The organism is Kitasatospora sp. YST-16 (genome assembly GCF_026802215.1).
Lineage (GTDB): Bacteria > Actinomycetota > Actinomycetes > Streptomycetales > Streptomycetaceae > Kitasatospora > Kitasatospora cineracea.
This window is the reverse complement of sequence record NZ_CP113837.1, coordinates 2,781,789-2,804,533: the sequence shown is the minus strand read 5'-3', so window position 1 is coordinate 2,804,533 and position 22,745 is coordinate 2,781,789. Positions and strand designations below refer to the sequence as shown.

Below are 22,745 nucleotides of genomic sequence, written 5' to 3'. Positions count from 1 at the left end.
CGTACCGTCCGGGGAATGACTGGGAAGCGGCCGCTGGTGGCGGTGTTGACGGGTGCGGGCATCTCCACGGACTCGGGGATCCCCGACTACCGGGGCCCGCAGGGGCTCTGGCAGCGGGACCCGGGCGCGCAGGACCTGGTGACGATCGGCCCGTACCTGGCGAGCGGCGAGGTGCGGCGCCGGTCCTGGCTGATGCGGCGGGACGCGGGCGCGATCGGCGCCGAGCCGAACGCCGGGCACCGGGCGCTGGTGGACCTGGAACGGGCCGGCGTCCCGGTGCGGGTGCTGACGCAGAACGTGGACGGGCTGCACCAGGCGGCCGGGCTCCCGGCCCGCAAGGTGGTCGAGCTGCACGGGACGGCCACCGAGGTGCAGTGCGTGCGCTGCCGGGTGACCGGCCCGATGGCGGCGGCGCTGGAACGGGTCGCCGCGGGCGAGGACGACCCGGCGTGCGAGCAGTGCGGCGGGGTGCTGCGGCCGCGCACCGTGATGTTCGGCGAGGCACTGGACGAGCGGGTGCTGCAGCAGGCGGACGCGATCGCCAGGAACTGCCAGGTGTTCCTGGCGGTCGGCAGCTCGCTGCAGGTGCACCCGGCGGCGCTGCTGCCGAGGATCGCGCTGGAGCACGACGCGCGGCTGATCGTGGTCAACGGCGAGCCCACGCCGTGGGACTGGGCCGCGCACGAGGTGATCCAGGTGCCGATCTCGCAGGCGCTGCCCGAGCTGGTGGCCCGGCTGGTGGACGGCGACCTGTCCGAGGTGTGAGCCGCGGGCGCGGTGGGGCGGAGACGTAGCATGGCGGCCCGACGAGCAGGGAGGACCCCCATGTCGATCGACGCCTTCGACCCGTGGTCGGCCGCGTTCGTGGCCCGCCCCTACCCGGCGTACGCCGCGCTGCGCGAGCAGGCGCCCGTCCACCACTACGCGCCGACCGGCCAGTGGCTGGTCTCCCAGTATGCCGACGTCAACGCGCTGCTGCGGGACCGGCGGCTCGGCCGCACCTACACCCACCGGTTCACCCACGAGGAGTTCGGGCAGCCCGCGCCGGACCCCGCGCACGAGCCGTTCCACACCCTCAACGACCACGGCCTGCTCGACCTGGAGGGCCCCGACCACACCCGGATCCGCCGCCTGGTCGCCAAGGCGTTCACCCCGCGGATGGTCGAGTCGCTGCGCCCCACCGTCCGGCGGCTGGCCGGCGAACTCGTCGACGGCCTGCTCGCCGACGGCGGCGGCGACCTGATCGCCGAGGTCGCCGAACCGCTGCCGGTCGCGGTGATCGCCGAGATGCTGGGCGTCCCGGAGTCCGACCGGCACCTGCTGCGCCCCTGGTCCGCCGACATCACCGGCATGTTCGAACTCCACCCGAGCGAGCAGACCGCCCACCGCGCCGTCACCGCCAGCCTCGAATTCTCGGCCTACCTGCGGGAGTTGATCCGCCGCCGACGCGCCGACCCGGGCCCCGACCTGATCAGCGCGCTGGCCCTGGCCGCCGAGGACGGGCAGGTGCTCAGCGAGCAGGAGACGGTCTCCACCTGCGTCCTGCTGCTCAACGCCGGCCACGAGGCCACCGTCAACACCACCGGCAACGGCTGGCTCGCCCTGTTCCGCAACCCCGGCGAACTCGCCCGGCTGCGCGGCGCCGTGGACGAACTGCTGCCCACCGCCGTCGAGGAACTCATGCGGTACGACACCCCGCTGCAGATGTTCGAACGCTGGGTGCTGGACGACATCGAGGTGGCCGGCACCCGCATCCCGCGCGGCGCCGAGGTCGCCCTGCTGTTCGGCTCCGCCAACCACGACCCCGACCGCTTCACCGACCCCGAGCGGCTCGACCTCGGCCGCACCGACAACCCGCACCTCACCTTCGGCGCCGGAATCCACTTCTGCCTCGGCGCCCCGCTCGCCAGAATGGAACTCACCGAGTCCTACGGCGCACTGCTCCGCAAGGCCCCCGGGCTGACGCTGCAACGCGAACCCGACTGGCGCCCCGGCTACGTGATCCGCGGACTGGAGCAGCTGCTGGTCGAGACCTGAGGGGGAACACGCGATGCGACGGGCGACGGGCGCGATGCTGGGACTGGCGATCGGCGACGCGCTGGGCAAGCGCACCGAGTTCCTCACCCTCGACGAGATCGGGCTGCTCAGCCCCGACTGGCGGCGGCTCCCGCTCCCGAAGAAGGCCCAGGTCACCGACGACACCCAGATGACCCTGGCCCTCGCCCGCGCCCTGCGCGCGGCCCTCGCCGAGGGCCCGCTCACCCCCGAGCGCCTCGAACTCCCGCTGCGCGCGGAGTTCGTGGACTGGTGGCGCTCCCCGGACAACGACCGCGCCCCCGGCATGACCTGCCTGCGCTCCTGCTCCCGGCTCTCCACCGGCGGCCCCTGGCAGGCCGCCAGTGACCTCGGCTCCAAGGGCTGCGGCGCGAACATGCGGGTCGCCCCGCTCGGCCTGGTCCGGGAGCTGACGGACCGTCAGGTCTCCGGCGCGTCCCAGCTGCAGTCCGGCCTCACCCACGGCCACCCCACCGCGCTGGCCGCCAGCGAACTCACCGCCTTCACCGTCCGCCGGCTCGCCCAAGGCGCCGACCCCGCCGAACTCCCCGCCCGGCTGCGCGCCCACGCCCGCGAACAGCGCACCCGCTACGACGGGTTCTGGCTCGGCGACCTCTCCGCCCGGGACCACTTCGGCTCCCCGGAGGAGTTCATCGCCCGCGGCTGGGACGAGTGCCTGCTCGCCCTCGACCGGCTCGACGCCGCACTGGCCGCCGCCGACCCCGAGGCCGACCCGTGCGAGCGCACCGGCGCGGGCTGGGTCGCCGAGGAGGCCTTCGCCAGTGCGCTGCTCTGCTTCCTGCTGTTCCCCGACGACCCGGTCGCCGCCGTCCGCCGCGCCGCCGTCTCCTCCGGCGACTCCGACTCGCTGGCCTGCCTGGCCGGAGCCTTCGCCGGCGCCCACCGCGGCGCGGACGCCTGGCCGGCCGACTGGACCGACCGGATCGAGTACCGCGAGGACCTGCTGTCCTTCGGCGCCCACTGGGACTGAACCGCCGGACCTGGGACTGAACCGCCGGACCTGGGACCGAACCGCCGGACCTGGGACCGAACCGCCGGACGGACGGCCCGTCAGAGGCCGGTGTCGCGCTGCCGGAACCGCGTCCGCCCGGACGGGTCGGCCGGGAGGACAACGGCGGCCGGGGAGCCGCGGGGGCGGGGGCCGCCGCGGCGACGGCCGCCTGCGGGTAGCGCGCGGCCAGGGCCGTCCGGTCGCCGTGGGTGGCCGCGGTGACCAGGTCGTCGGCCACCTGCAGGACGACGTCGCGGCCCTCCACCAGGGCGCACCAGTCGGCCGGCAGGCCGGACAGGCCGTGCAGGGCGCCGACCAGGTTGCCGCAGACCGCGCCGGTGGAGTCGCTGTCGCCGGAGTGGTTGACGGAGAGCACCAGGGCGGTGCGGGCGTCCGGGGCGGCCAGGGCCGCGTACACGGCGACGGCCAGGCACTCCTCGGCGATCCAGCCGAGGCCGACCCGCTCCACGCCCTCCGCGCTGCCGGGGCCCTCGTCGGCGATCCGGACGGCCCGGCGCAGCGCGTCGCCGGTCTCCTGCCCCAGGTACTGCGCGTCGACCTGGGCCAGGACCGCGTCGATCGCCGCGCGCAGCGGCTCCCCGGCGGCGACCCGGGCGACCAGGGCGGCGAACGCGCCCGCCGCGAGGTAGCCGGTGGGGTGGCCGTGGGTGAGCTGGGCGGCCACCGCGGCCTGCCGGAACGCCTCCTGCGGGCCCAGCCCGAACAGGCCGAACGGGGCCGAGCGCATCACCGTCCCGCAGCCCTTGGAACCGGGGTTGACCGGCCCGTCCTGGCCGAACGGGGCGGCGGGCCGGTAGCCGGTGGCCACCCCGGTGGTGCAGGCGTTGCCGGGGGCCCGGGAGGCGTACAGGAAGTCCTGGGCGGCCAGCCAGCCGTCCGGGTTCGGCCCCGGCTCGGGCAGCCGCTGGGTGAGGAACCAGCGCCGGTACGCGGCGTGCAGGTCCTCCGGGCGGCCGCCGCGCAGCAGGCCCTCCGCGGTGAACAGGGTCATCTGGGTGTCGTCGGTGACCTGCCCGCCGAGCCCGGCGTCCGCCAGGTCGGTCAGGCCGTCCGGCCCGAACCGGGCCCGGATCTGGTCCAGCCGCTGGAACTCGATCGGCCAGCCCAGCGCGTCGCCCAGCGCGCCGCCGAGCAGCGCGCCCCGTACCCGGTCCGTGAAGTCCATCGCTCTTTCCCCCTCGGTCGGGTGCCGCCGGCCGGTCAGCGCTCGATGCGCCCCGAGCCGCGGTGCAGGGAGGCGCGGTCGGCGGCGGCCCGGCCCTCGACCCAGCCCTCGCCGTCGCTCACCCGCACGCGCTGCGACACCAGTTTGGGGAACATCTTGCCCACCGCGTCGTCGACGGCCTCCGCCCGGGCCGCCAGTACCGGCAGCAGGCCCCCGGCCGGGACGGCCGGCAGCGGCCCGCCGTCCGGCCCGGCACCGTCCCCGGCGCCGCTCCCGGCACCGTCCGGGCGGCCCGCCACGGCCTCCTCGGTGGCCCGCTCGGTGGCCTCGGCCAGCCGCTCCCGGATCCGCGCCGCGTACGCCACCAGGAAGGACTGCCGGAACGCCTTGGTGCGGGCCGCGCCGTCCTTGTGCTTGCGGCTGCCCGCCCGGTGCATCGCCGCCGTGGCCTGCACCAGCAGCGAGGTGTACAGCAGCTCCACCGCGTCCAGGTCGGCGTCGAAGCCGACCACCGTGCAGAACCCGAACTCCTTCGCCCACACCACCCGGCACCGGTTCGCCGCCGCCACCGCGTCCAGCAGCATCGTCTTCGGGCCCTCGTACGGGTTGTCCACGCCGATCCGCACCGCCGCCGGGCCGTCCGCCGACCGGCCGCCGCCCGCCGCCAGCAGCGCCTCGTCGATCGAGTGCCGGGCCATCAGCTCCTGCGCCTTCGCGGTCAGCGCCTCCGCCTCGTCCGGGAACCCGGTCGACTCGGCCTTCGCCAGCAGCGCCCGGATCCGGCCCAGCATCCGCGGCTCGCCCGACCGGGGCTCGCTCGCCCGCGGCGCGGACCGCCCGGGCACCGGGCCCACCGGCTGGACCGGCGGCAGCAGCGCCCAGGCCCGCAGCAGCTCCAGCGCCGCCGTGGCCAGCGCGAACCGGTCCAGCCGGTGCCGGGCCGCGAACTCCGGCAGGAACGCCTCGTCCGACGGCCACCACGGCCGGGCGTCCAACTCCCGCAGCTGCTCCTGCCAGCGCCGGTCCAGCGCCGCCACCGGGTGCCGCCGGCCCTCCGCCGCGATCAGGTCCACCGCCAGCGCGACCTGCACCGGGCCCAGCTCCCGCCGGGCCACCCGCACCAGGTCGGCGGGCTGCCAGCCGGCCGCCCAGCAGCGGCCCACCGCCCGCTCGGCCGCTCCCAGCAGCGCCCGGCTCACCCCCGGCCACCGGTCCGCGGAGGCCGCCAGCAGCGACGCCGCCCCGTCCACCACGTACTCCAGACCCCCGGGCTGCGCACCCGCCACCCGGGCCACCGCCTCCGCCACCAGCTCGTCCACGGGCTGATCGGTGCTGGCCACGGCGGTTCCTGCTTCCTGCGGGGGACGGGGGACCCCGGGGGAGGGGACGCCCTCCATGATGCCGGAGCGGGCCCGCCCGCCCGTCCGGCCCTCAGCCCGCGCCGCCGGTCCCGCCGGTCACCGCTCGACGACCTTGGCGAGGATCTCCGGCGCCCGCGCCAGCAGCCGTCCCGAGGCCAGCCGGATGCCCAGCAGGGCCGCGCCCGCCCCGTACAGCGCGCCGACCGGCAGCACCGGCCAGGCGGGGTGGTGGCCGAGCAGCAGGAAGCCGAGCAGGGCTCCGAAGGGCAGGCAGAGCAGCGCCACGCCGATCATCGAGCCGAACGCGTTGAGCATCACCGCGCCGTTCTGCCCGGGCGCCGCGTTGCGCATCGGGTTGCCGTCGGCGGGCAGCGCGTACGGCGCGTGCACGCTGAGCAGGCAGCCCAGGCCGATCGCGGTGCCCAGCACGGCCAGGGACAGCCCGAGGGCGGGGGCCAGACCGGTCCAGTCGCCGGTGAGGGCGGCCACCGGCGGGCCGAACAGCACCAGGACCGGCACGCCGTACGCCGCCACGGCCAAGGCCCGGCCGCGCAGTTCGTCCCGGGCGTCCCGCCGGGTGGACAGGGTGGCCGCGATCATCCAGAACCCGGAGCCGTCCATGCCGAACAGGTTGCCGGACTGCAGGCCGAGCATCAGGCCGCCGATGGCGATCACGTACACCGAGCTCCAGCCCTGCACCACCGACAGCGCCGCGAACACCGCGGTCATCCCGATGCCGGTGAACACCGCGGCCTTCGCCCGCGGCTCCCGCCAGGCGTACCGCAGCTGCCGCTGGGCGACGGTGCCGACCCGGCCCGCGGGCAGCAGCCGCCACAGGCCCGCCGCCCGGGCCGCCGCGGCGGGCGAACTCTCCAGCAGCGTCGAGGAGTCGCCGCTCACCATCAGCTCCCGCAGGCTGCGCAGCCACCAGCGCAGCAGCACCGCCAGCAGGGCCGCGGTCAGCAGCAGCTGCCCGGCCGCGACGGCGTACGCGCCCTCCCCGGCCGAGCGCACCGCGTCGATCGCCGCGACCGGCGGCAGCCACCGCACCACCGAGGCGTACGGGTGCAGCACCGACAGGTCGACGCCCCGGCCGGAGCCGTTCAGCGAGCTCTGCAGGGCGAGGTTGCCGCCCTGCGCCAGCACCGCGAACAGCAGGCCGCCGAAGACGGCGAAGTCCTTGCCGCGCCGGCTGGACAGCATCCGGGCGTTGGCCGCCCCGATCGCCCGGATCAGCGCGACCAGCACCAGCAGGGTCAGCGGCACCGCGAGCACCGCCACCGCCGCCGAGGCCGCGCCCCGCCCGGCGGCGACCGCGGCGCCGGTCAGCAGCAGCAGGTTGATCAGCGGCCCCGGCCCGACCAGCCCGCCCAGCAGGGTGCCGCGCAGCAGCACGGCGGGCCGCAGCGGCAGCATGGTCAGCCGGGTCGGGTCGGCGCTCTCGTCGCTGGAGAAGAAGAACAGCGGCATCGCCGCCCAGCACCCGGTCAGCCCGGCGACCAGCACCGCGGCCGCGTCCGCCGCCCCCGTCCGGCCGTGCAGCACGGCCAGCCCGAAGGCCGCGGACAGGCCGAACAGCAGCCCGATCAGCAGCCCGATCAGGTACCCGGCGGCCAGCCCGGGGCTGCGCCGCAGCCCGTTGCGCAGCAGCCGGAGCTTCAGGGCGACGAGGGTGCGGACGACCGCCCGGTCGTCGGCGGTGACGGAGGCGGTGGAGGAGGTGGAGGAGGCGGGGGCGTCGGCGGTGGTCAACGGTGGCCCCCGCCCAGCCAGCCGAGCGCCTGCCCGTCGTCCGCGCGGACGCCGACCAGCCCGAGGAACGCCTGGTGCAGCGAAGTCCCGCCGCGCACCCGGTCGATGGGCCCGGCGGCGACCACCTGCCCGGCGTTCACCACGGCGACCCAGTCGCACAGCGACTCGACCAGCTCCATCACGTGGCTGGAGAACACCACCGTCGACCCGGAGGCCGCGTACCGGGTCAGCACGCCGCGGATGGTCTGCGCGGAGACCGGGTCGACGCCCTCGAACGGCTCGTCCAGGAACAGCACGTCCGGGTTGTGCAGCAGCGCGGCGGCCAGGCCGATCTTCTTGCGCATGCCGGTGGAGTAGTCGGCGACCAGCTTGTCGGCGGCGCCGGTCAGGTCGAGCACCGCCAGCAGCTCCTCGGCCCGCCGGTCGGTCTCCGCGCCGTCCAGGCCGCGCAACCGGCCGTTGAAGCGCAGCAGTTCGCGTCCGCTGAGCCGCTCGAACATCCGCAGCCCCTCGGGCAGGATGCCGATCCGCGCCTTCACCGCGACCGGGTCCTGCCAGACGTCCGCGCCGTGCACCAGCACCGTCCCCCGGTCGGGCCGCAGCAGTCCGGTGGCCATCGACAGCGTGGTGGTCTTGCCGGCCCCGTTCGGGCCGACCAGGCCGATGAACGACCCGGCGGGCAGGTCGAGGCTGAGCCCGGCGACGGCGGTCTGCGCACCGAAGCGCTTCCACAGGTCGCGGATCGAGACGGCGGGCGGCGGAGTGGTCGCCTCCATGGCGGGTGGTCTCCTTGTCGACGGCGGTCCGGACGGATTCTTCCGACGGGTTCCTGCACGGGGGAGCGGTGGCCGAGGGTGTGCCTGACGTGACCCTATGATCATTCCTTTACCCGGACATCCCCCGTTCGGCGGTACGCCACCCCTTCCCCCGCCGGGACCGGCAACTACCCGGCCCCTCCGTTCGTCCTGCATCCTGGGAGCGCACACGCAGCAGGGGGAACGGGAGGAGGCCGCGGTGGCAGGACAATGGGGACCGCCGGCGCCGTACGGGCAGCAGCCCTGGCAGCCGGCGCCGACGCCGCAGTCCGCGATGCGGGCCGCCAACTCCGACCGCGAGCGCACCATCGACGTGCTGAAGGCCGCCTTCGCCGAGGGCCGGCTGACCGCGGCCGAGTACGAGCACCGGATGTCCGCGACCCACCAGGCCGCCACCTACGGGCAGTTGGCCGCGCTGGTGGCCGACCTGCCGTCCGGGCCGATGGTGCAGCCGTTCGGCGCGCCCGTCCCGGTGGTGCCGCCGACGTTCATGCCGGCCTTCCTGCCGCCGCCGCCCGCCCGCAACAACGGCCTGGCGGTGGCCTCCGCGACGCTCGGCTGCCTGACGATGCCGGTCTCCGGCTTCATCTCCATCATCTCCGGGGTGCCCGGCCTCATCGCCCTCGGCCTCGCCGGCACTTCCGCCGTGGTCACCGGACACATGGCCCGCGCCCAGCTGCGCACCACCAAGGAGGACGGGGACGGCCTGGCGGTGCTGGGCCTGATCCTGGGCTGGCTCTCGGTGGCGGCCATGCTGCTCGCCGTTCTGATCGTGACGGCGCGTTGAACCGCACCGCCCACCCGGGCGCACTCCATTTGTTTTGACCGCCGCCTGTGCGCTAGGTACGCTCTGACCTTGTGCCTGGGGTGTGCCCGGGTCCTTGTGCGTGCCAGCAGATCGGCCGCCGCAGCGGAGACTCCACCCGCTCGGTGTGTGCCGTAGCCGCAGCGCAGCTCATGGGATTCCGCGATTCTTCCCCCGAAGAAGGCCAACACACCCGACCGCGTGGGTCGGAGGGTGCGGGCCATACCGCAGGTTAGTTCCACCAAGCCTTGGCACACAGAAAACGGAGAAACGGTGCCTACGATCCAGCAGCTGGTCCGAAAGGGCCGGCAGGACAAGGTCGAGAAGAACAAGACGCCCGCACTGAAGGGTTCGCCCCAGCGCCGCGGCGTCTGCACGCGTGTGTACACGACCACCCCGAAGAAGCCGAACTCGGCTCTCCGCAAGGTCGCCCGTGTGCGCCTCACCAGCGGGATCGAGGTCACCGCTTACATTCCGGGCGAGGGCCACAACCTGCAGGAGCACTCCATCGTGCTGGTCCGCGGTGGCCGTGTGAAGGACCTTCCTGGTGTCCGCTACAAGATCATCCGCGGTTCGCTCGACACCCAGGGTGTCAAGAACCGCAAGCAGGCCCGCAGCCGCTACGGCGCCAAGAAGGAGAAGTAAGAATGCCTCGTAAGGGCCCCGCCCCGAAGCGCCCGGTCATCATCGACCCGGTCTACGGCTCCCCCCTGGTGACCTCGCTGGTCAACAAGATCCTGCTGCACGGCAAGCGCTCCACCGCCGAGCGGATCGTCTACGGCGCCCTCGAGGGCGTCCGCGAGAAGACCGGCGCCGACCCGGTGGTCGCGCTCAAGCGCGCCCTGGAGAACGTCAAGCCGACCCTCGAGGTCAAGTCCCGCCGCGTCGGTGGCGCCACCTACCAGGTGCCGGTCGAGGTCCGTCCGGGCCGCGCCAACACCCTGGCGCTGCGCTGGCTGGTCGGCTACTCCCGCGCCCGTCGCGAGAAGACCATGACCGAGCGTCTGCTCAACGAGATCCTCGACGCCAGCAACGGCCTGGGCGCTTCCGTGAAGCGTCGCGAGGACACCCACAAGATGGCCGAGTCCAACAAGGCCTTCGCGCACTACCGCTGGTAGTCCGAACCCCGTCACTAGACAGAGAGAGAACGAGCCACCATGGCTGCAACCTCCCTTGACCTCGCCAAGGTCCGCAACATCGGGATCATGGCGCACATCGACGCGGGCAAGACCACCACCACCGAGCGGATCCTGTTCTACACCGGTGTCTCGTACAAGATCGGTGAGGTCCACGACGGCGCTGCCACGATGGACTGGATGGAGCAGGAGCAGGAGCGCGGCATCACCATCACGTCGGCCGCGACGACCTGCCACTGGACCCTCGACGGTGTCGACAACACCATCAACATCATCGACACCCCGGGCCACGTCGACTTCACCGTCGAGGTGGAGCGCTCGCTGCGCGTCCTCGACGGTGGCGTGACGGTGTTCGACGGCGTCGCCGGTGTCGAGCCCCAGTCCGAGACCGTGTGGCGGCAGGCTGACCGCTACGGCGTCCCGCGCATCTGCTTCATCAACAAGCTGGACCGCACGGGCGCCAACTTCTTCTTCTGCGTGCAGACCATCGTGGACCGCCTCGGCGCCACCCCGCTGGTCATGCAGCTGCCGATCGGCGCCGAGGGTGACTTCACCGGCGTCGTCGACCTGGTGAAGATGAAGGCGCTGGTCTACTCGGCCGACGCGCCCAAGGGCGAGATGTACGACACCGTCGACATCCCGGCCGACCTCGCCGAGCAGGCCGCGGAGTACCGCGAGGCCCTGATCGACACCGTCTCCAACGTCAGCGACGAGGTGATGGAGCTCGCCCTCGAGGGCGAGGACATCCCCGAGGACGTGCTGGTCGCGGCGATCCGCAAGGGCACGCTCGACTCGTCCTTCACGCCGATCTTCTGTGGTTCCGCGTTCAAGAACAAGGGCGTCCAGCCCCTGCTCGACGCGGTGGTGAAGTACCTGCCGTCGCCGCTCGACATCGAGGGCATCGAGGGCACCAAGCCGAACAACCCGGAAGAGAAGATCGTCCGCCAGGCCTCGGACGACGAGCCGCTCGCCGCGCTCGCGTTCAAGATCATGTCGGACCCGCACCTGGGCAAGCTCACCTTCGTCCGCGTGTACTCCGGCCGCCTGGAGTCCGGCACCTCGGTGCTGAACTCCGTCAAGGGCAAGAAGGAGCGCATCGGCAAGATCTACCGCATGCACGCGAACAAGCGTGAGGAGATCGACTCGGTGGGCGCCGGCGACATCATCGCCGTGATGGGCCTCAAGCAGACCACCACCGGTGAGACGCTGTCCGACGAGAAGAACCCGGTCATCCTGGAGTCCATGGACTTCCCGGCCCCGGTCATCCGCGTCGCGATCGAGCCCAAGTCCAAGGGCGACCAGGAGAAGCTGGGTGTCGCCATCCAGCGCCTGGCCGAGGAGGACCCGTCCTTCCAGGTCAACACCGACGAGGAGACCGGCCAGACGATCATCGCGGGCATGGGCGAGCTGCACCTCGAGGTGCTGGTCGACCGCATGCGCCGCGAGTTCAAGGTCGAGGCCAACGTCGGCAAGCCGCAGGTCGCGTACCGCGAGACGATCCGCAAGGCCGTCGAGCGCATCGACTACACGCACAAGAAGCAGACCGGTGGTTCCGGCCAGTTCGCGAAGATCCAGATCGCGATCGAGCCGCTGGAGTCCGGCGAGGGCTACGAGTTCGTGAACAAGGTCACCGGTGGCCGCGTTCCGAAGGAGTACATCCCCTCGGTCGACGCCGGTTGCCAGGAGGCCATGGAGTTCGGCGTGCTCGCCGGCTACCCGCTCCAGGGCGTCCGCGTCAGCCTGCTCGACGGTGCGTCGCACGACGTCGACTCGTCCGAGCTGGCGTTCAAGATCGCCGGTTCCATGGCGTTCAAGGAAGGTGCCAAGAAGGCGTCGCCGGCTCTGCTGGAGCCGATGATGGCTGTCGAGGTCACCACCCCCGAGGACTACATGGGCGACGTGATCGGCGACATCAACTCCCGCCGTGGCCAGATCCGGGCCATGGAGGAGCGTCACGGTGCCCGCGTCGTCAAGGCGCTGGTGCCGCTCTCCGAGATGTTCGGCTACGTCGGTGACCTGCGCAGCAAGACCTCTGGTCGCGCAAGCTACTCGATGCAGTTCGACTCGTACGCCGAGGTTCCGCGGAACGTGGCGGACGACATCATCGCCAAGGCCAAGGGCGAGTGACGTCCCGGTAATCGGGATGAATCAGACCCTTTAGGCTAGAAGGAGGGCACCCGGACGTTTGCCCGTCCGGGTTCCGCCCGGGAGCCCTCCGGCACCCCCCACCCGCGGGACGGCTACGGGGCGCGACACCAGCGCCCCGTTACCAAAAACCCGATCCAGACCAACTGACGTCGTACGGCGTACAGAACTGTCCTCAGGAGGACTGCAGTGGCGAAGGCGAAGTTCGAGCGGACGAAGCCCCACGTCAACATCGGCACCATCGGTCACATCGACCACGGTAAGACCACGCTGACCGCGGCCATCACCAAGGTGCTGCACGACGCGTACCCGGACATCAACCCCTTCACGCCGTTCGACCAGATCGACAAGGCGCCGGAGGAGCGTCAGCGCGGTATCACCATCTCCATCGCGCACGTCGAGTACCAGACCGAGGCGCGTCACTACGCCCACGTCGACTGCCCGGGTCACGCGGACTACATCAAGAACATGATCACCGGTGCGGCCCAGATGGACGGTGCGATCCTCGTCGTCGCCGCCACCGACGGCCCGATGCCGCAGACCAAGGAGCACGTCCTCCTGGCCCGCCAGGTCGGCGTCCCCTACATCGTCGTCGCCCTGAACAAGGCCGACATGGTGGACGACGAGGAGATCCTGGAGCTCGTCGAGCTCGAGGTCCGCGAGCTCCTCTCCGAGTACGAGTTCCCGGGCGACGACCTGCCGGTCGTCCGCGTCTCGGCGCTGAAGGCGCTCGAGGGCGACAAGGAGTGGGGCGAGAAGCTCCTCGGCCTCATGCACGCCGTCGACGAGGCCATCCCGACCCCGGCCCGCCTCACCGACCAGCCGTTCCTGATGCCGATCGAGGACGTCTTCACGATCACCGGTCGTGGCACCGTCGTCACCGGCCGCATCGAGCGCGGCATCCTCAAGGTCAACGAGACCGTCGACATCATCGGCATCAAGACCACCAAGACCACCACCACGGTCACCGGTATCGAGATGTTCCGCAAGCTGCTCGACGAGGGCCAGGCCGGTGAGAACGTCGGTCTGCTGCTCCGCGGCATCAAGCGCGAGGACGTCGAGCGCGGCCAGGTCATCATCAAGCCGGGTTCGGTCACCCCGCACACCGACTTCGAGGCCCAGGCCTACATCCTGTCGAAGGACGAGGGTGGCCGTCACACCCCCTTCTTCAACAACTACCGCCCGCAGTTCTACTTCCGCACCACGGACGTGACCGGCGTCGTGACCCTCCCCGAGGGCACCGAGATGGTCATGCCGGGCGACAACACCGCCATGACCGTCGCGCTGATCCAGCCCGTCGCCATGGAGGAGGGCCTGAAGTTCGCCATCCGTGAGGGTGGCCGCACCGTCGGCGCCGGCCAGGTCACCAAGATCGTCAAGTAATTGCCGATCTAGGGCCTGCCCGTACCACAGGCAGCGAAGGGGCCCCCGACACCGCGAGGTGTCGGGGGCCCCTTTTCGGCATCCCTGCCTTCGAACAGCCCCGGGGGTGCCGGATAGACTGACCGCCCTCCGTCCTTGCGCCCCCCGCGAGGATCATTCCGGGCGTGAGGCCCGCCTCGTGAAAGCTCTCCCGCATGACTGACGCTCCCGCTCTCACGCAGCCATCGCCCTCCCCGCACGGCGCCCGGAACCCGGACCGGGCCGGGGCGGCCGCCGACGGACGGGTCCGCCGTCCCCGGCTCTACGCGCTCGACGGGATGCGCCTCGTCGCCGCCCTGAGCGTGCTGTCCTTCCACTGGACGGCGTACGTCGGCATCGGCAACGTGTGGCAGGGGAAGACCCCGCGGCAGGTCATCCCGACGGTGAACCACCTGGCCTCCTACGGTTGGCTCGGCGTCGAACTGTTCTTCGTCATCAGCGGCTTCGTCATCTGCATGAGCTGCTGGGGCAAGCGGCCGGGCGACTTCTTCGTCTCCCGGGTGGTCCGGCTCTACCCCGCCTACTGGGCGGGCATCGCGCTGACCAGCGCGGTGGTGCTGGGCCTCACCGGGTACGCCCGGCTGGGGGCTGCCGAGGGGCTGGACCTCAAGCGCATCCTGATCAACCTGACCATGCTTCAGGAACCCTTCGGCGTCCGGCACGTCGACGGCGTGTACTGGACGCTCTGGGCCGAGATGCGCTTCTACCTGCTCTTCGCCGTGGTCGTGGCGATGGGCCTGACCTACCGTCGGGTGATCGCCTTCTGCGGCATCTGGGCGGTGGCCGGCGCGTTGTCCGTGCCCGCCCAGATCCCGCTGCTGACCACCCTGGCGATGCCCGACCAGGCGCCCTTCTTCATCGCCGGCATCGCCATGTTCCTGATGTACCGGTACGGCCAGAACCTTCTGCTCTGGGGCATCGTCGGCTTCTGCTGGCTGCTGGCGCTCTCCCAGATCGTCTCGATCAAGGCGGTGTACGAGAACGTCCTCGGCTACCACCTCTCCTGGAACGCGATCGCGCTCGGCATGACGCTGGCCTTCGCCGCGGTCCTGGCCGCCGCCCTGGGCATGTTCAACTGGGCGAACTGGAAGTGGCTGACGGTGGCGGGCGCGCTGACCTACCCGCTCTACCTGATCCACCAGGAAGTCGGCTGGACGGTCATCCACCTCAGCCTGTCGAACGGCCTCGGCGTCCGCGCCGCACTGGGCGTCGCGCTCGTCTCGATGCTGGCTGCCGCCTGGCTGATCCACCGCCTGGTCGAGCGCCCGGTGTCCGGGGTGCTGAAGAAGCACCTGGACAGCTCGATGAAGACGCTCCGCCGGCTCTCCGACGAGAACCCGGCGAAGACCGGGAGCTGATCCCCGGTACCCGCGCCCGGAACGGACCGCAGGCGCTCCTCCACCACTGGACTCCCAGCCCGACAGGAAGACCTTGATGCCACGCTCCGAAGCGGAGACCCCTGACGCCGCCGTCCATCGGAGAGCTCCGGCGGCGTCCGAGGCGGCGGGCGGCACCGGCATGCGCTCCCCGGCCGCCTACCGGTGGGCGGTCCGGCACATCTGGGTGTGGCCCACCCTGGCGGCCCTGCTGATCACCACCTTCCGGGCGGGCAGGCCGGAGATGGGGCAGGACGAGCTGATCAGCTGGGAGATGTCCACCCGCTCGATGGGCCGGATCATCGACACGGTGCAGAACGTGGACGGCGTGCACGCCGCCTACTACCTGCTGCTGCACGTCTGGACCGAACTGTTCGGCGACTCGCTGTACAGCCTGCGCGGCCCCGGCATCCTGGCGATGACCGGCGCGACGGCCTTCGTCGCGCTCTCCGCCCGGCTCCGGTTCGGCAACGCGGCGGCGCTCGCCTCCGGCCTGCTGTTCTGCCTCGTCCCGTCGGTCACCCGGTACGCCCACGACGTCCGCTCGTACGCGTTGGTGATGTTCTGCGTCGCCGGGGCCACCTGGGCCCTGCTGCGGGCCCTGGAACGGCCGACGGTCTGGTGCTGGCTGGCCTACGTGCCGTTCGTGGCCGGTGCCGGGGTGCTGCACGTGGTCTCGCTGACCTTCCTCAGCGGGCACGCTGCGGTGGTGCTGCTGCGGTGCGCTGGCCGGCGGAGCCTCCGCCTGCTGCTCGGCTTCGCCCCGGCCGTCCTGGTCGGCGTCCTGTGCACGCTGCCGGTCGTCCGGCTGGGACAGGCCCAGGCCGGGCGCCAGATCGGCTGGCTGCAGAAGCCGACCCTGCACGACCTGCCGGCCATGTGGCCGGGCCTGTTCGCCGGGACGGCGGTGAGCGTCGCCGTCCTGGCGTGCGCGGCGCTGCCGCTGGCCTGGCGCGGCGGCAGGCTGCCCGCGCTGGAGTTCGCCCTGCTCGGCCTGCTGCCGTTGTTCGCGGTGTGGGTCTTCTCGATGGAGGGCCAGTCCTCGTACTGGCTGGCCCGGTACGTCCTGTTCACCGTGGCGCCCTTCGTGGTCCTGGCGGGCGCGGGGATCGCGGCACTGCGGCCCAGGGCGCTCGGCGCCCTGGTGCTGGCGGTGATCGCACTGCTCGCCCTGCCCGACCAGCGGTTCATGCGGACGGTCGGGTCGCACGACTGGTTCACCTACCCGGCCCTCCCGCCGTACGGGCTGTCGACCCACACGGTCGACTTCCGCGGCGCGGCCGCGGTGCTGGAGAAGGGCTACCGGCCCGGCGACGGCGTGGTCTACCTGCACGACCCGCTGGACTGGCGGTCGGTGAACTACGGCGTCGGCTACGAGCTGCCGCGCTCGATGAAGATGCGGGACGTCTTCGTCCAGCAGAGCGCCGTCGCGCGGAACGACATCTGGTCGGTGTCCTGCCCGGAGCCGGCCAAGTGCCTCGGCCCGGAGCCGCGGCTGTGGGTCGTCACGCTCGGAGTGGACCAGTCCAATCCGTTCCCGACCATCCCGCAGGCGCAGGTGGACGCCATCACCGGCGCGTACCGGGTGGCAGAGGTCCACCGGCTCGCCGACATGACCGTCACCCTGGTGGTCAAGGCGCAGTAACGGAGAGCCGGAGGGGCCGGAGCGCTTCGGTGCTCCGGCCCCTCCGGCTCTCCGCAGCCCGGTGTCAGCCGACCGGCGGAGCGGTGCGGGCCCGCCACAGGTCGGCGACGCCGTCGGCCAGGGTCCGGGTGGGAGCCCAGCCGAGCTGCTCGCGGGCCAGCGAGACGTCCATCTGCTGCCACTCCGTCTCCGGGCCGGTGCCGTCGGGGGCGGGCACCTCGGTGATCTCGGTGGGCACCCCGCTGGCCTCGATCAGCAGCTCCACCAGGACCCGGGCGGCGGTGGCCCGGCCGGTGCCGACGTTGATCACCGGGACGGTGGTGCGCGTGCCGATCGCGGCCAGCACCGCGTCCACGGTGTCGGCCAGGTCGACGAAGTCGCGCTGCGCGGTCAGCGGCTGCAGCGACAGCTGCGCGGTGCGCCCGGCCAGCCGGGCCTCGTCCAGCTTCGCGGCCATCACGCCGAGCAGGCTGTGCCCGGGCTGGCCGGCGCCGACCACGTTGCCCAGCCGCAGCGTCACGGCGTCGATCCGGCCGTCCGCGACCGCCCGGGTGATCGTCTCGGTGGCGGCCAGCTTCAGCTTGCCGTACTCCATCACCGGCGCCGGCGCGTCGTCCTCGCGCCGGCTGGTGCCGATCGGGGCCATGCCGTACTCGTGCACGGTGCCCAGGTGCACCAGCCGGGCCGGGCGGGCCATCGCGGCGACCGCCTCGACCAGTCGGTCGACCAGCACCACGTTGGCCTCGTGCATCTGCTCGTCGGTCAGGCCCCACATGCCGCCGGCCGCGTTGACCACGGCGTCGACGCCCTCCCGGTCCAGCAGCGCGGCCAGCTCGGCGGGGGCGGTGGCGGACAGGTCCACGGAGGCGAAGCGTCCGGCCGGCGGGTCGGCGGGCACCGTCCGGGCCAGGGTGAGCACCTGGTGGCCGCGCTCGGCCAGCCGGGCGCACAGCACCCGGCCGATGAACCCGGTGCCGCCGAGGACGGCCACCCGGGCGGGAGCGGAGGGGGGAACGGACATGGCGCGCAACTCTCCTAGGGGACGGGGGACTTCAGCGGCCGCGGCCGGAGCCGGCCGCGGCGTTCTTCAGCAGCGACTTCGCGCCCTTCCACTGCTTGGCCCTGAGTGCCCCGGGCACCAGGGTCAGCGCGTGGATGCGGGCCGAGATGTGCAGCCGGGACGCCTTCGCGGCGCGGTGCCAGCCCTGCGCGTCCAGCCGGTCGGCGGCGTCCAGGAAGTAGCGGTGCGCCTCGGCGAAGCGGTGCCCGGAGAACGCCGAGGTGGCGGAGACCGACAGGTGCCGGCGGTACTGGAAGCTGCGCACGTCGTCGATGGCCATCTCCTCGCCGGCCTGCAGCAGGTCGATCACCAGCGCCAGGTCCTGGATGATCTCCAGGTTGTCCCGGAAGCCGGTGCCCTTGACCGCGTCGGTGCGCCAGCAGATCGACGGGAAGTACAGCCAGTTGCCCTTCAGCAGGCTGACCGCCAGCTCCTCGCCGCCCATCGTGTACCGGCCGGTGCGCCGGGGCGCGTACAGCCGCCGCTTGGCCTCGTCGGCCAGCGAGCTGGCGGGCTTGCCGTCGCCGTCGATCACCTCGACGCCGGGCTGGATCATCGCCACGCCGGGGAAGGCCTCGATCGAGGTCCGGACGTTGGCGACGTAGTTCGGCAGCATCACGTCGTCGGTGCCCATGAACACCAGGTACTCGTGCTCGGCCAGCCCCAGGCACTTGCGGTAGTTGCCGGTCACGCCGAGGTTCTGCTCGTTGCGGAAGTACCGCACCCGCGGGTCGCCGAGCTGCTCGAACCACTCCGGGACGCCCGGCTCCTTGCCGTCGTCGACGACGGTCAGGCGCCAGTCCCGGTCGGTCTGGGCCAGGACGCTCCGTACCGCCTCCTGCATCAGGGCGACATTGCCGTAGTAGGGGAGCAGCACATCGAGCGTGGTCATGTCGGGGCACATCCGCTGAGGTGGGTGGGAGGGCCCGGGGGCCCGGCGGCGGGCCCATCATACGTGCGCGCCCCGTGGCCGAACGGGTCGGCGGCGGGGCGCGCGGGCGGCTCCGGGACGGCTCAGTCCTGCCGCAGACTCCGGTAGAACTCCTGGCACTTGTCGTACTCGGGCAGCAGGCCGGAGGCGAGCGCCTCGGCCAGCGTGGGCGCCTCGGCGTCCTTCGCGGACAGCTGCGGGTCCTCCACCGGCCACTCGATGCCGAGCTCCGGGTCGAGCGGGTGCACGCCGTGCTCGCCGGTCGGGTTGTAGGTCTCCGAGCAGACGTATGACAGCGTCGCGTCGTCGGTCAGCGCGCAGAAGCCGTGGCCCAGGCCCTCGGGGATGTACACCGAGCGGCGGTCGGCGTCGTCGAGCCGGACGAACTCCCACTTCCCGAACGCGGGGGAGCCGACCCGCAGGTCGACGACCACGTCCAGCACCGCGCCGCGCACGCAGCTGACGTACTTGGCCTGGCCGGGCGGTACGTCGGCGAAGTGCACACCGCGCACCACGCCCTTCGCGGAGACCGACAGGTTGCCCTGGGCGAGGCGCAGCGGGTGCCCGACCACCTCGGACAGCTTGTCGAAGCGGTACCACTCCATGAACAGGCCGCGCGGGTCGCCGAACTGCTGCGGGGTGACCTCGAAGGCGCCGGGGATCGACAGCTCGCGGAACTTCACCGGGGGTTCTCCTCGTCCAGCAGGGCCAGCAGGTACTCGCCGTACCCGCTCTTGGTGAGCGGTTCGGCCAGGGCGCGCAGCTGCGCGTCGTCGATCAGTCCGGCCCGCCAGGCGGTCTCCTCCAGGCAGCCGATCTTGAAGCCCTGGCGCTCCTCGATGACCCGGACGAACTCGGAGGCCTGCACCATCGACACGAAGGTGCCGGTGTCCAGCCAGGCGGTGCCCCGGTCCAGCGTGGTGACGTGGAGCTGGCCGCGCCGCAGGTACTCCTCGTTGACCGAGGTGATCTCCAGCTCGCCGCGGGCGCTGGGCTCCAGCTCCGCCGCTATCCCGACCACCTGGTTGTCGTAGAAGTACAGGCCGGGCACCGCGTAGCGGGACTTCGGCTTCGCCGGCTTCTCCTCGATGGACAGCACCCGCCCGTCCTCGGCGAACTCCACCACGCCGTACGCGGTCGGGTCGGCCACCGGGTAGGCGAAGACCCGGCCGCCCTCGGGCGAGGTGTGCTGGGCGAGCCGGGTGCCCAGCCCGGAGCCGTGGAAGATGTTGTCCCCGAGGATCAGCGCCACCGACTCGTCGCCGATGAAGTCCGCGCCCAGCACGAAGGCCTGGGCGATGCCCTCGGGCTTCTCCTGCACCGCGTACTCCAGCCGCAGGCCGAACTGCGAGCCGTCGCCGAGCAGCCGCTCGAACTGGTCCCGGTCCTGCGGGGTGGTGATGATCAGGACCTCGCGGATGCCCGCCATCACCAGGGTGGAGAGCGGGTAGTAGATCATGGGCTTGTCGAAGACCGGCAGCAGCTGCTTCGAGACGGCCCGGGTCAGCGGCCAGAGCCGCGAGCCGGTGCCGCCTGCCAGGAGGATTCCACGCATGCGGGCAGCTTACGGGGCCCGGCGGGGGCGGGGGAGACCGAGGGCGGGGGCCCGGGGCCCGGCGGGTAGACTGCCGCCACTATGCGCATCCTCGTGACCGGCGGAGCCGGCTTCATCGGTTCGGAGTTCGTCCGCCAGCTCCTCGGCGCGGATCCGGCCGCCCAGATCACCGTCCTCGACAAGCTCACCTACTCGGGCGTCGAGGCCAACCTCGCCCCGGTCGCGGGCCACGCGGGCTACGCCTTCGTGAAGGCCGATATCTGCGACCCGGAGGCCGTCGACGCCGCGATGGCCGGCCACGACGTGGTGGTGCACTTCGCCGCCGAGTCGCACGTCGACCGCTCCATCGAGGGCGCCGGCCCGTTCGTCACCACCAACGTGCTGGGCACCCAGGTCCTGCTGGACGCCGCCCGCAAGCACGGCGTCGGCCGCTTCGTGCACGTCTCCACCGACGAGGTGTACGGCTCGATCTCCGAGGGCTCCTGGACCGAGACCTGGCCGCTGGTCCCGAACTCCCCGTACTCGGCCTCCAAAGCCGCCTCCGACCTGCTGGCGCTGGCCTACCACCGCACCCACGGCATGGACGTGGTGGTCACCCGCTGCTCCAACAACTACGGGCACTACCAGTTCCCGGAGAAGGTCATCCCGCTGTTCACCACCAACCTGCTGGACGGCCGGAAGGTCCCGCTGTACGGCGACGGCGGCAACATCCGCGACTGGCTGCACGTCTCCGACCACTGCCGCGGCATCGAACTGGCCATGAACAAGGGCCGGGCCGGCGAGGTCTACAACATCGGCGGCGGCACCGAGCTGACCAACAAGGAGCTCACCGGCCTGCTGCTGGAAGCGGCCGGCGCCGACTGGGACCGGGTCGAGCGGGTCGCCGACCGCAAGGGCCACGACCTGCGCTACTCGCTGGACATCAGCAAGATCAGCGAGGAGCTGGGCTACGCCCCGCAGGTCCGCTTCGAGGACGGCCTGGCCGCCACCCTCGCCTGGTACCGCGACAACCGCGACTGGTGGGAGCCGCTCAAGGCCCGCACCGGTCTCCAGGGCTGAGCCGCGGAGAGGGAACCGTTCCCGTGAGCAACCCGATCGGCAAGCTGCTCGGCGCGCTGCCCCCCGGCGTCCGGCTGGTCGCCGGGGGCACCGTCGTCCTCGGCGCGTCCTCGTACATCTACCTGGCCCTGGCCGGCTACAGCCTGGACAAGAGCCAGGTGGCGGGGATCTCGGTGCTGTGGACCGTGGTTATGTCCGTCGGCTACGGGCTGTTCACCCCGGTCGAGCTGGAGCTCAACCGGCTGGTCTCCACCCGCGACGCGGTCGGCCAGGGGCCGCTGGCCGCCGCCCGCCGGGTCCTGGTGTTCACCGGGGCCGTGCTGGCCCTGGTGCTCGCGGTGATCGCCGCCGCCGCCCGGCCGATCGCCGACGCGCTGTTCTCCGGCGACCTCGGACTGGTGGTCGGCCTGGCCGGCGCGATGGTCGGACTGGCCGTCAGCTCGGTGGTCCGCGGCGTCCTGGCCGGCCTCGGCCGGTTCAAGCCCTACGGTCGGCAGCTCGCCGTCGACGGCGGCCTGCGGATCCTGCTGGCCGCGCTGCTCCCGCTGGTCGGCCTGCACTCGGCGGTCGCCTTCAGCCTGATCCTGGTGGCCGCGCCGCTGGCCGCCTCGGTGATCGGCCTGCGCGGCGTGCTGGCCGACCGCCGCGGCGGCCCGGCGCCGAGCTGGCCCGCGGTGGTCCGCGGGGTCGGCATGCTGACCGGCTCGACCCTGCTGTCCCAGCTGATGGTCAACGCCGCGGTGGTCAGCGTGAAGCTGCTCGCACCGCACGACAACGACCTGGTCTCCGCCCTGCTGAACGCCGTGGTGCTGGCCCGGGTTCCGCTGTTCGCCTACGCCGCGATCCAGGCCTCGCTGGTCTCCGCGCTCTCCGGCGCGGCCGCGGTGGGCGACCACGCGGAGTTCCGGCGCACCCTCACCCGGACGGGGGGGATCGTGGCCGCGATGTGCGCGCTGGCCGGCCTCCCGACCGTCCTGCTCGGGCCCGACCTGATCCGGTTGGCCTTCAACGCGGCCCCGGTGCTGGACCGCGCGGACTTCCTCTGGCTGGTCCTGGGCACGCTGTTCTTCATGCTGGCCACGGTGTTCGGCCAGGCCCTGCTCTCCGTCGGCCGGCACCGGCAGCAGCTGTTCTCCTGGCTGGCGGGCACCATTGTCCTGGCGGCCGTGACGCTGTTGCCCGGGCAGGTCGCGCCGCGGGCAGAATTCGGCTACCTGGCTGGTGCCGCGATCAGCGCTGCTGGCATGCTGTGGTCGCTGGTTCGTTCGCTGTCCCACGGCCGGCGCCCAGCAGCCGACCGGGCGGCCGACGAACGGCACCCCGCACCGGCCGTACCCGGTACCTCGGACCGTTATGCGCGGTAGGCGTCGGACGTTTCGCACGGCACGACGGAGAACGTGCTGCGACCGCCGCGCCCACCGCCGCTGAAA

Annotated in this window: 19 protein-coding genes and 1 pseudogene; 12 read left to right on the top strand and 8 right to left on the bottom strand. The window is 72.4% G+C overall.

Annotation, left to right across the window (positions count from 1 at the left end):
- Window positions 1-15 precede the first annotated feature (15 nt).
- The 3 genes from OU787_RS12660 to OU787_RS12650 are packed head-to-tail and all read left to right on the top strand — an operon-like array spanning window position 16 to window position 3,046.
- Complete coding sequence (locus tag OU787_RS12660) at window positions 16-765, top strand: SIR2 family NAD-dependent protein deacylase (protein WP_030457440.1); 750 nt, start codon at window positions 16-18, stop codon at window positions 763-765.
- Between the two features lie 60 nt (window positions 766-825).
- A complete protein-coding gene (locus OU787_RS12655; protein ID WP_030457439.1) occupies window positions 826-2,037 on the top strand; it encodes a cytochrome P450 in 1,212 nt (403 codons plus the stop codon).
- Between the two features lie 13 nt (window positions 2,038-2,050).
- Window positions 2,051-3,046, top strand: coding sequence for an ADP-ribosylglycohydrolase family protein (locus OU787_RS12650; RefSeq protein ID WP_030457438.1), 996 nt, complete (start codon window positions 2,051-2,053; stop codon window positions 3,044-3,046).
- Window positions 3,047-3,407: 361 nt separating this feature from the next.
- Here the strand turns inward: OU787_RS12650 and OU787_RS12645 are convergent.
- From OU787_RS12645 to OU787_RS12630, 4 genes and pseudogenes are all read right to left on the bottom strand, one after another.
- Window positions 3,408-4,253: pseudogene (locus OU787_RS12645) on the bottom strand (ADP-ribosylglycohydrolase family protein); the annotation flags it as partial.
- Between the two features lie 35 nt (window positions 4,254-4,288).
- Window positions 4,289-5,593, bottom strand: coding sequence for a DUF2786 domain-containing protein (locus tag OU787_RS12640; protein WP_030457436.1), 1,305 nt, complete (start codon window positions 5,591-5,593; stop codon window positions 4,289-4,291).
- 117 nt (window positions 5,594-5,710) lie between these two features.
- Window positions 5,711-7,366, bottom strand: coding sequence for a transporter (locus OU787_RS12635; RefSeq protein WP_268659370.1), 1,656 nt, complete (start codon window positions 7,364-7,366; stop codon window positions 5,711-5,713).
- On the bottom strand, window positions 7,363-8,142 hold the full coding sequence (locus OU787_RS12630; protein WP_030457434.1) for an ABC transporter ATP-binding protein: 780 nt from the start codon (window positions 8,140-8,142) through the stop codon (window positions 7,363-7,365). The genes OU787_RS12635 and OU787_RS12630 overlap by 4 nt, the downstream gene beginning before the upstream one ends.
- 238 nt (window positions 8,143-8,380) lie before the next feature.
- On the opposite strand from OU787_RS12630, the gene OU787_RS12625 reads away from it, so the two are divergent.
- The 7 genes from OU787_RS12625 (at window position 8,381) to OU787_RS12595 (ending at window position 16,710) form a co-directional block, all read left to right on the top strand.
- Window positions 8,381-8,968 carry a DUF1707 and DUF4190 domain-containing protein gene (locus OU787_RS12625; RefSeq protein ID WP_268659369.1) on the top strand — a complete coding sequence of 196 codons (588 nt, stop codon included), beginning with the start codon at window positions 8,381-8,383 and terminating at the stop codon, window positions 8,966-8,968.
- Window positions 8,969-9,259: 291 nt separating this feature from the next.
- On the top strand, window positions 9,260-9,631 hold the full coding sequence (gene rpsL / locus OU787_RS12620) for a 30S ribosomal protein S12 (protein WP_014144289.1): 372 nt from the start codon (window positions 9,260-9,262) through the stop codon (window positions 9,629-9,631).
- 2 nt (window positions 9,632-9,633) lie between these two features.
- Window positions 9,634-10,104 (top strand): 30S ribosomal protein S7, encoded by a 471-nt coding sequence (rpsG, locus tag OU787_RS12615; protein WP_030457432.1) that lies wholly within the window; start codon window positions 9,634-9,636, stop codon window positions 10,102-10,104.
- 39 nt (window positions 10,105-10,143) lie between these two features.
- Complete coding sequence (gene fusA, locus OU787_RS12610) at window positions 10,144-12,249, top strand: elongation factor G (RefSeq protein WP_030457431.1); 2,106 nt, start codon at window positions 10,144-10,146, stop codon at window positions 12,247-12,249.
- Window positions 12,250-12,456: 207 nt separating this feature from the next.
- Window positions 12,457-13,650, top strand: a complete 1,194-nt coding sequence (gene tuf, locus OU787_RS12605; protein WP_030457430.1) for an elongation factor Tu — start codon at window positions 12,457-12,459, stop codon at window positions 13,648-13,650.
- Between the two features lie 194 nt (window positions 13,651-13,844).
- Complete coding sequence (locus OU787_RS12600; RefSeq protein ID WP_268659368.1) at window positions 13,845-15,047, top strand: acyltransferase family protein; 1,203 nt, start codon at window positions 13,845-13,847, stop codon at window positions 15,045-15,047.
- 76 nt (window positions 15,048-15,123) lie between these two features.
- Window positions 15,124-16,710, top strand: a complete 1,587-nt coding sequence (locus tag OU787_RS12595) for a glycosyltransferase family 39 protein (protein ID WP_268659367.1) — start codon at window positions 15,124-15,126, stop codon at window positions 16,708-16,710.
- A 64-nt stretch (window positions 16,711-16,774) separates the two neighbouring features.
- On the opposite strand, the gene OU787_RS12590 is transcribed toward OU787_RS12595, so the two are convergent.
- The 4 genes from OU787_RS12590 to rfbA form a co-directional block, all read right to left on the bottom strand.
- Window positions 16,775-17,731: an NAD-dependent epimerase/dehydratase family protein gene (locus OU787_RS12590; protein ID WP_268659366.1), complete on the bottom strand. Its 957-nt coding sequence runs from the start codon at window positions 17,729-17,731 to the stop codon at window positions 16,775-16,777.
- A 31-nt stretch (window positions 17,732-17,762) separates the two neighbouring features.
- Entirely contained in the window at window positions 17,763-18,662 is a 900-nt protein-coding gene (locus tag OU787_RS12585) for a glycosyltransferase family 2 protein (protein ID WP_030457427.1), read from the bottom strand.
- Window positions 18,663-18,784: 122 nt separating this feature from the next.
- A complete protein-coding gene (gene rfbC / locus OU787_RS12580) occupies window positions 18,785-19,384 on the bottom strand; it encodes a dTDP-4-dehydrorhamnose 3,5-epimerase (protein WP_030457426.1) in 600 nt (199 codons plus the stop codon).
- Window positions 19,381-20,256 carry a glucose-1-phosphate thymidylyltransferase RfbA gene (rfbA, locus tag OU787_RS12575; RefSeq protein WP_030457425.1) on the bottom strand — a complete coding sequence of 292 codons (876 nt, stop codon included), beginning with the start codon at window positions 20,254-20,256 and terminating at the stop codon, window positions 19,381-19,383. The genes rfbC and rfbA overlap by 4 nt, the downstream gene beginning before the upstream one ends.
- Window positions 20,257-20,337: 81 nt before the next feature.
- On the opposite strand from rfbA, the gene rfbB reads away from it, so the two are divergent.
- Together rfbB and OU787_RS12565 are read left to right on the top strand one after the other, a co-directional pair.
- On the top strand, window positions 20,338-21,315 hold the full coding sequence (gene rfbB / locus OU787_RS12570) for a dTDP-glucose 4,6-dehydratase (RefSeq protein ID WP_030457424.1): 978 nt from the start codon (window positions 20,338-20,340) through the stop codon (window positions 21,313-21,315).
- Window positions 21,316-21,338: 23 nt separating this feature from the next.
- The gene (locus OU787_RS12565) at window positions 21,339-22,679 is read left to right on the top strand and encodes a hypothetical protein (RefSeq protein ID WP_051816408.1); all 1,341 of its coding nucleotides are present in this window, start codon (window positions 21,339-21,341) and stop codon (window positions 22,677-22,679) included.
- Window positions 22,680-22,745 lie beyond the last annotated feature (66 nt).

Bases quoted from the DNA above. Each gene is read 5' to 3' on its own strand.
- OU787_RS12660 (WP_030457440.1), top strand. From the start codon at position 16: ATGACTGGGAAGCGGCCGCTGGTGGCGGTGTTGACGGGTGCGGGCATC.
- OU787_RS12655 (WP_030457439.1), top strand. From the start codon at position 826: ATGTCGATCGACGCCTTCGACCCGTGGTCGGCCGCGTTCGTGGCCCGC.
- OU787_RS12650 (WP_030457438.1), top strand. From the start codon at position 2,051: ATGCGACGGGCGACGGGCGCGATGCTGGGACTGGCGATCGGCGACGCG.
- OU787_RS12630 (WP_030457434.1), bottom strand. From the start codon at position 8,142: ATGGAGGCGACCACTCCGCCGCCCGCCGTCTCGATCCGCGACCTGTGG.
- rpsG (WP_030457432.1), top strand. From the start codon at position 9,634: ATGCCTCGTAAGGGCCCCGCCCCGAAGCGCCCGGTCATCATCGACCCG.
- fusA (WP_030457431.1), top strand. From the start codon at position 10,144: ATGGCTGCAACCTCCCTTGACCTCGCCAAGGTCCGCAACATCGGGATC.
- OU787_RS12600 (WP_268659368.1), top strand. From the start codon at position 13,845: ATGACTGACGCTCCCGCTCTCACGCAGCCATCGCCCTCCCCGCACGGC.
- OU787_RS12595 (WP_268659367.1), top strand. From the start codon at position 15,124: ATGCCACGCTCCGAAGCGGAGACCCCTGACGCCGCCGTCCATCGGAGA.
- OU787_RS12590 (WP_268659366.1), bottom strand. From the start codon at position 17,731: ATGTCCGTTCCCCCCTCCGCTCCCGCCCGGGTGGCCGTCCTCGGCGGC.
- OU787_RS12585 (WP_030457427.1), bottom strand. From the start codon at position 18,662: ATGACCACGCTCGATGTGCTGCTCCCCTACTACGGCAATGTCGCCCTG.
- rfbA (WP_030457425.1), bottom strand. From the start codon at position 20,256: ATGCGTGGAATCCTCCTGGCAGGCGGCACCGGCTCGCGGCTCTGGCCG.
- rfbB (WP_030457424.1), top strand. From the start codon at position 20,338: ATGCGCATCCTCGTGACCGGCGGAGCCGGCTTCATCGGTTCGGAGTTC.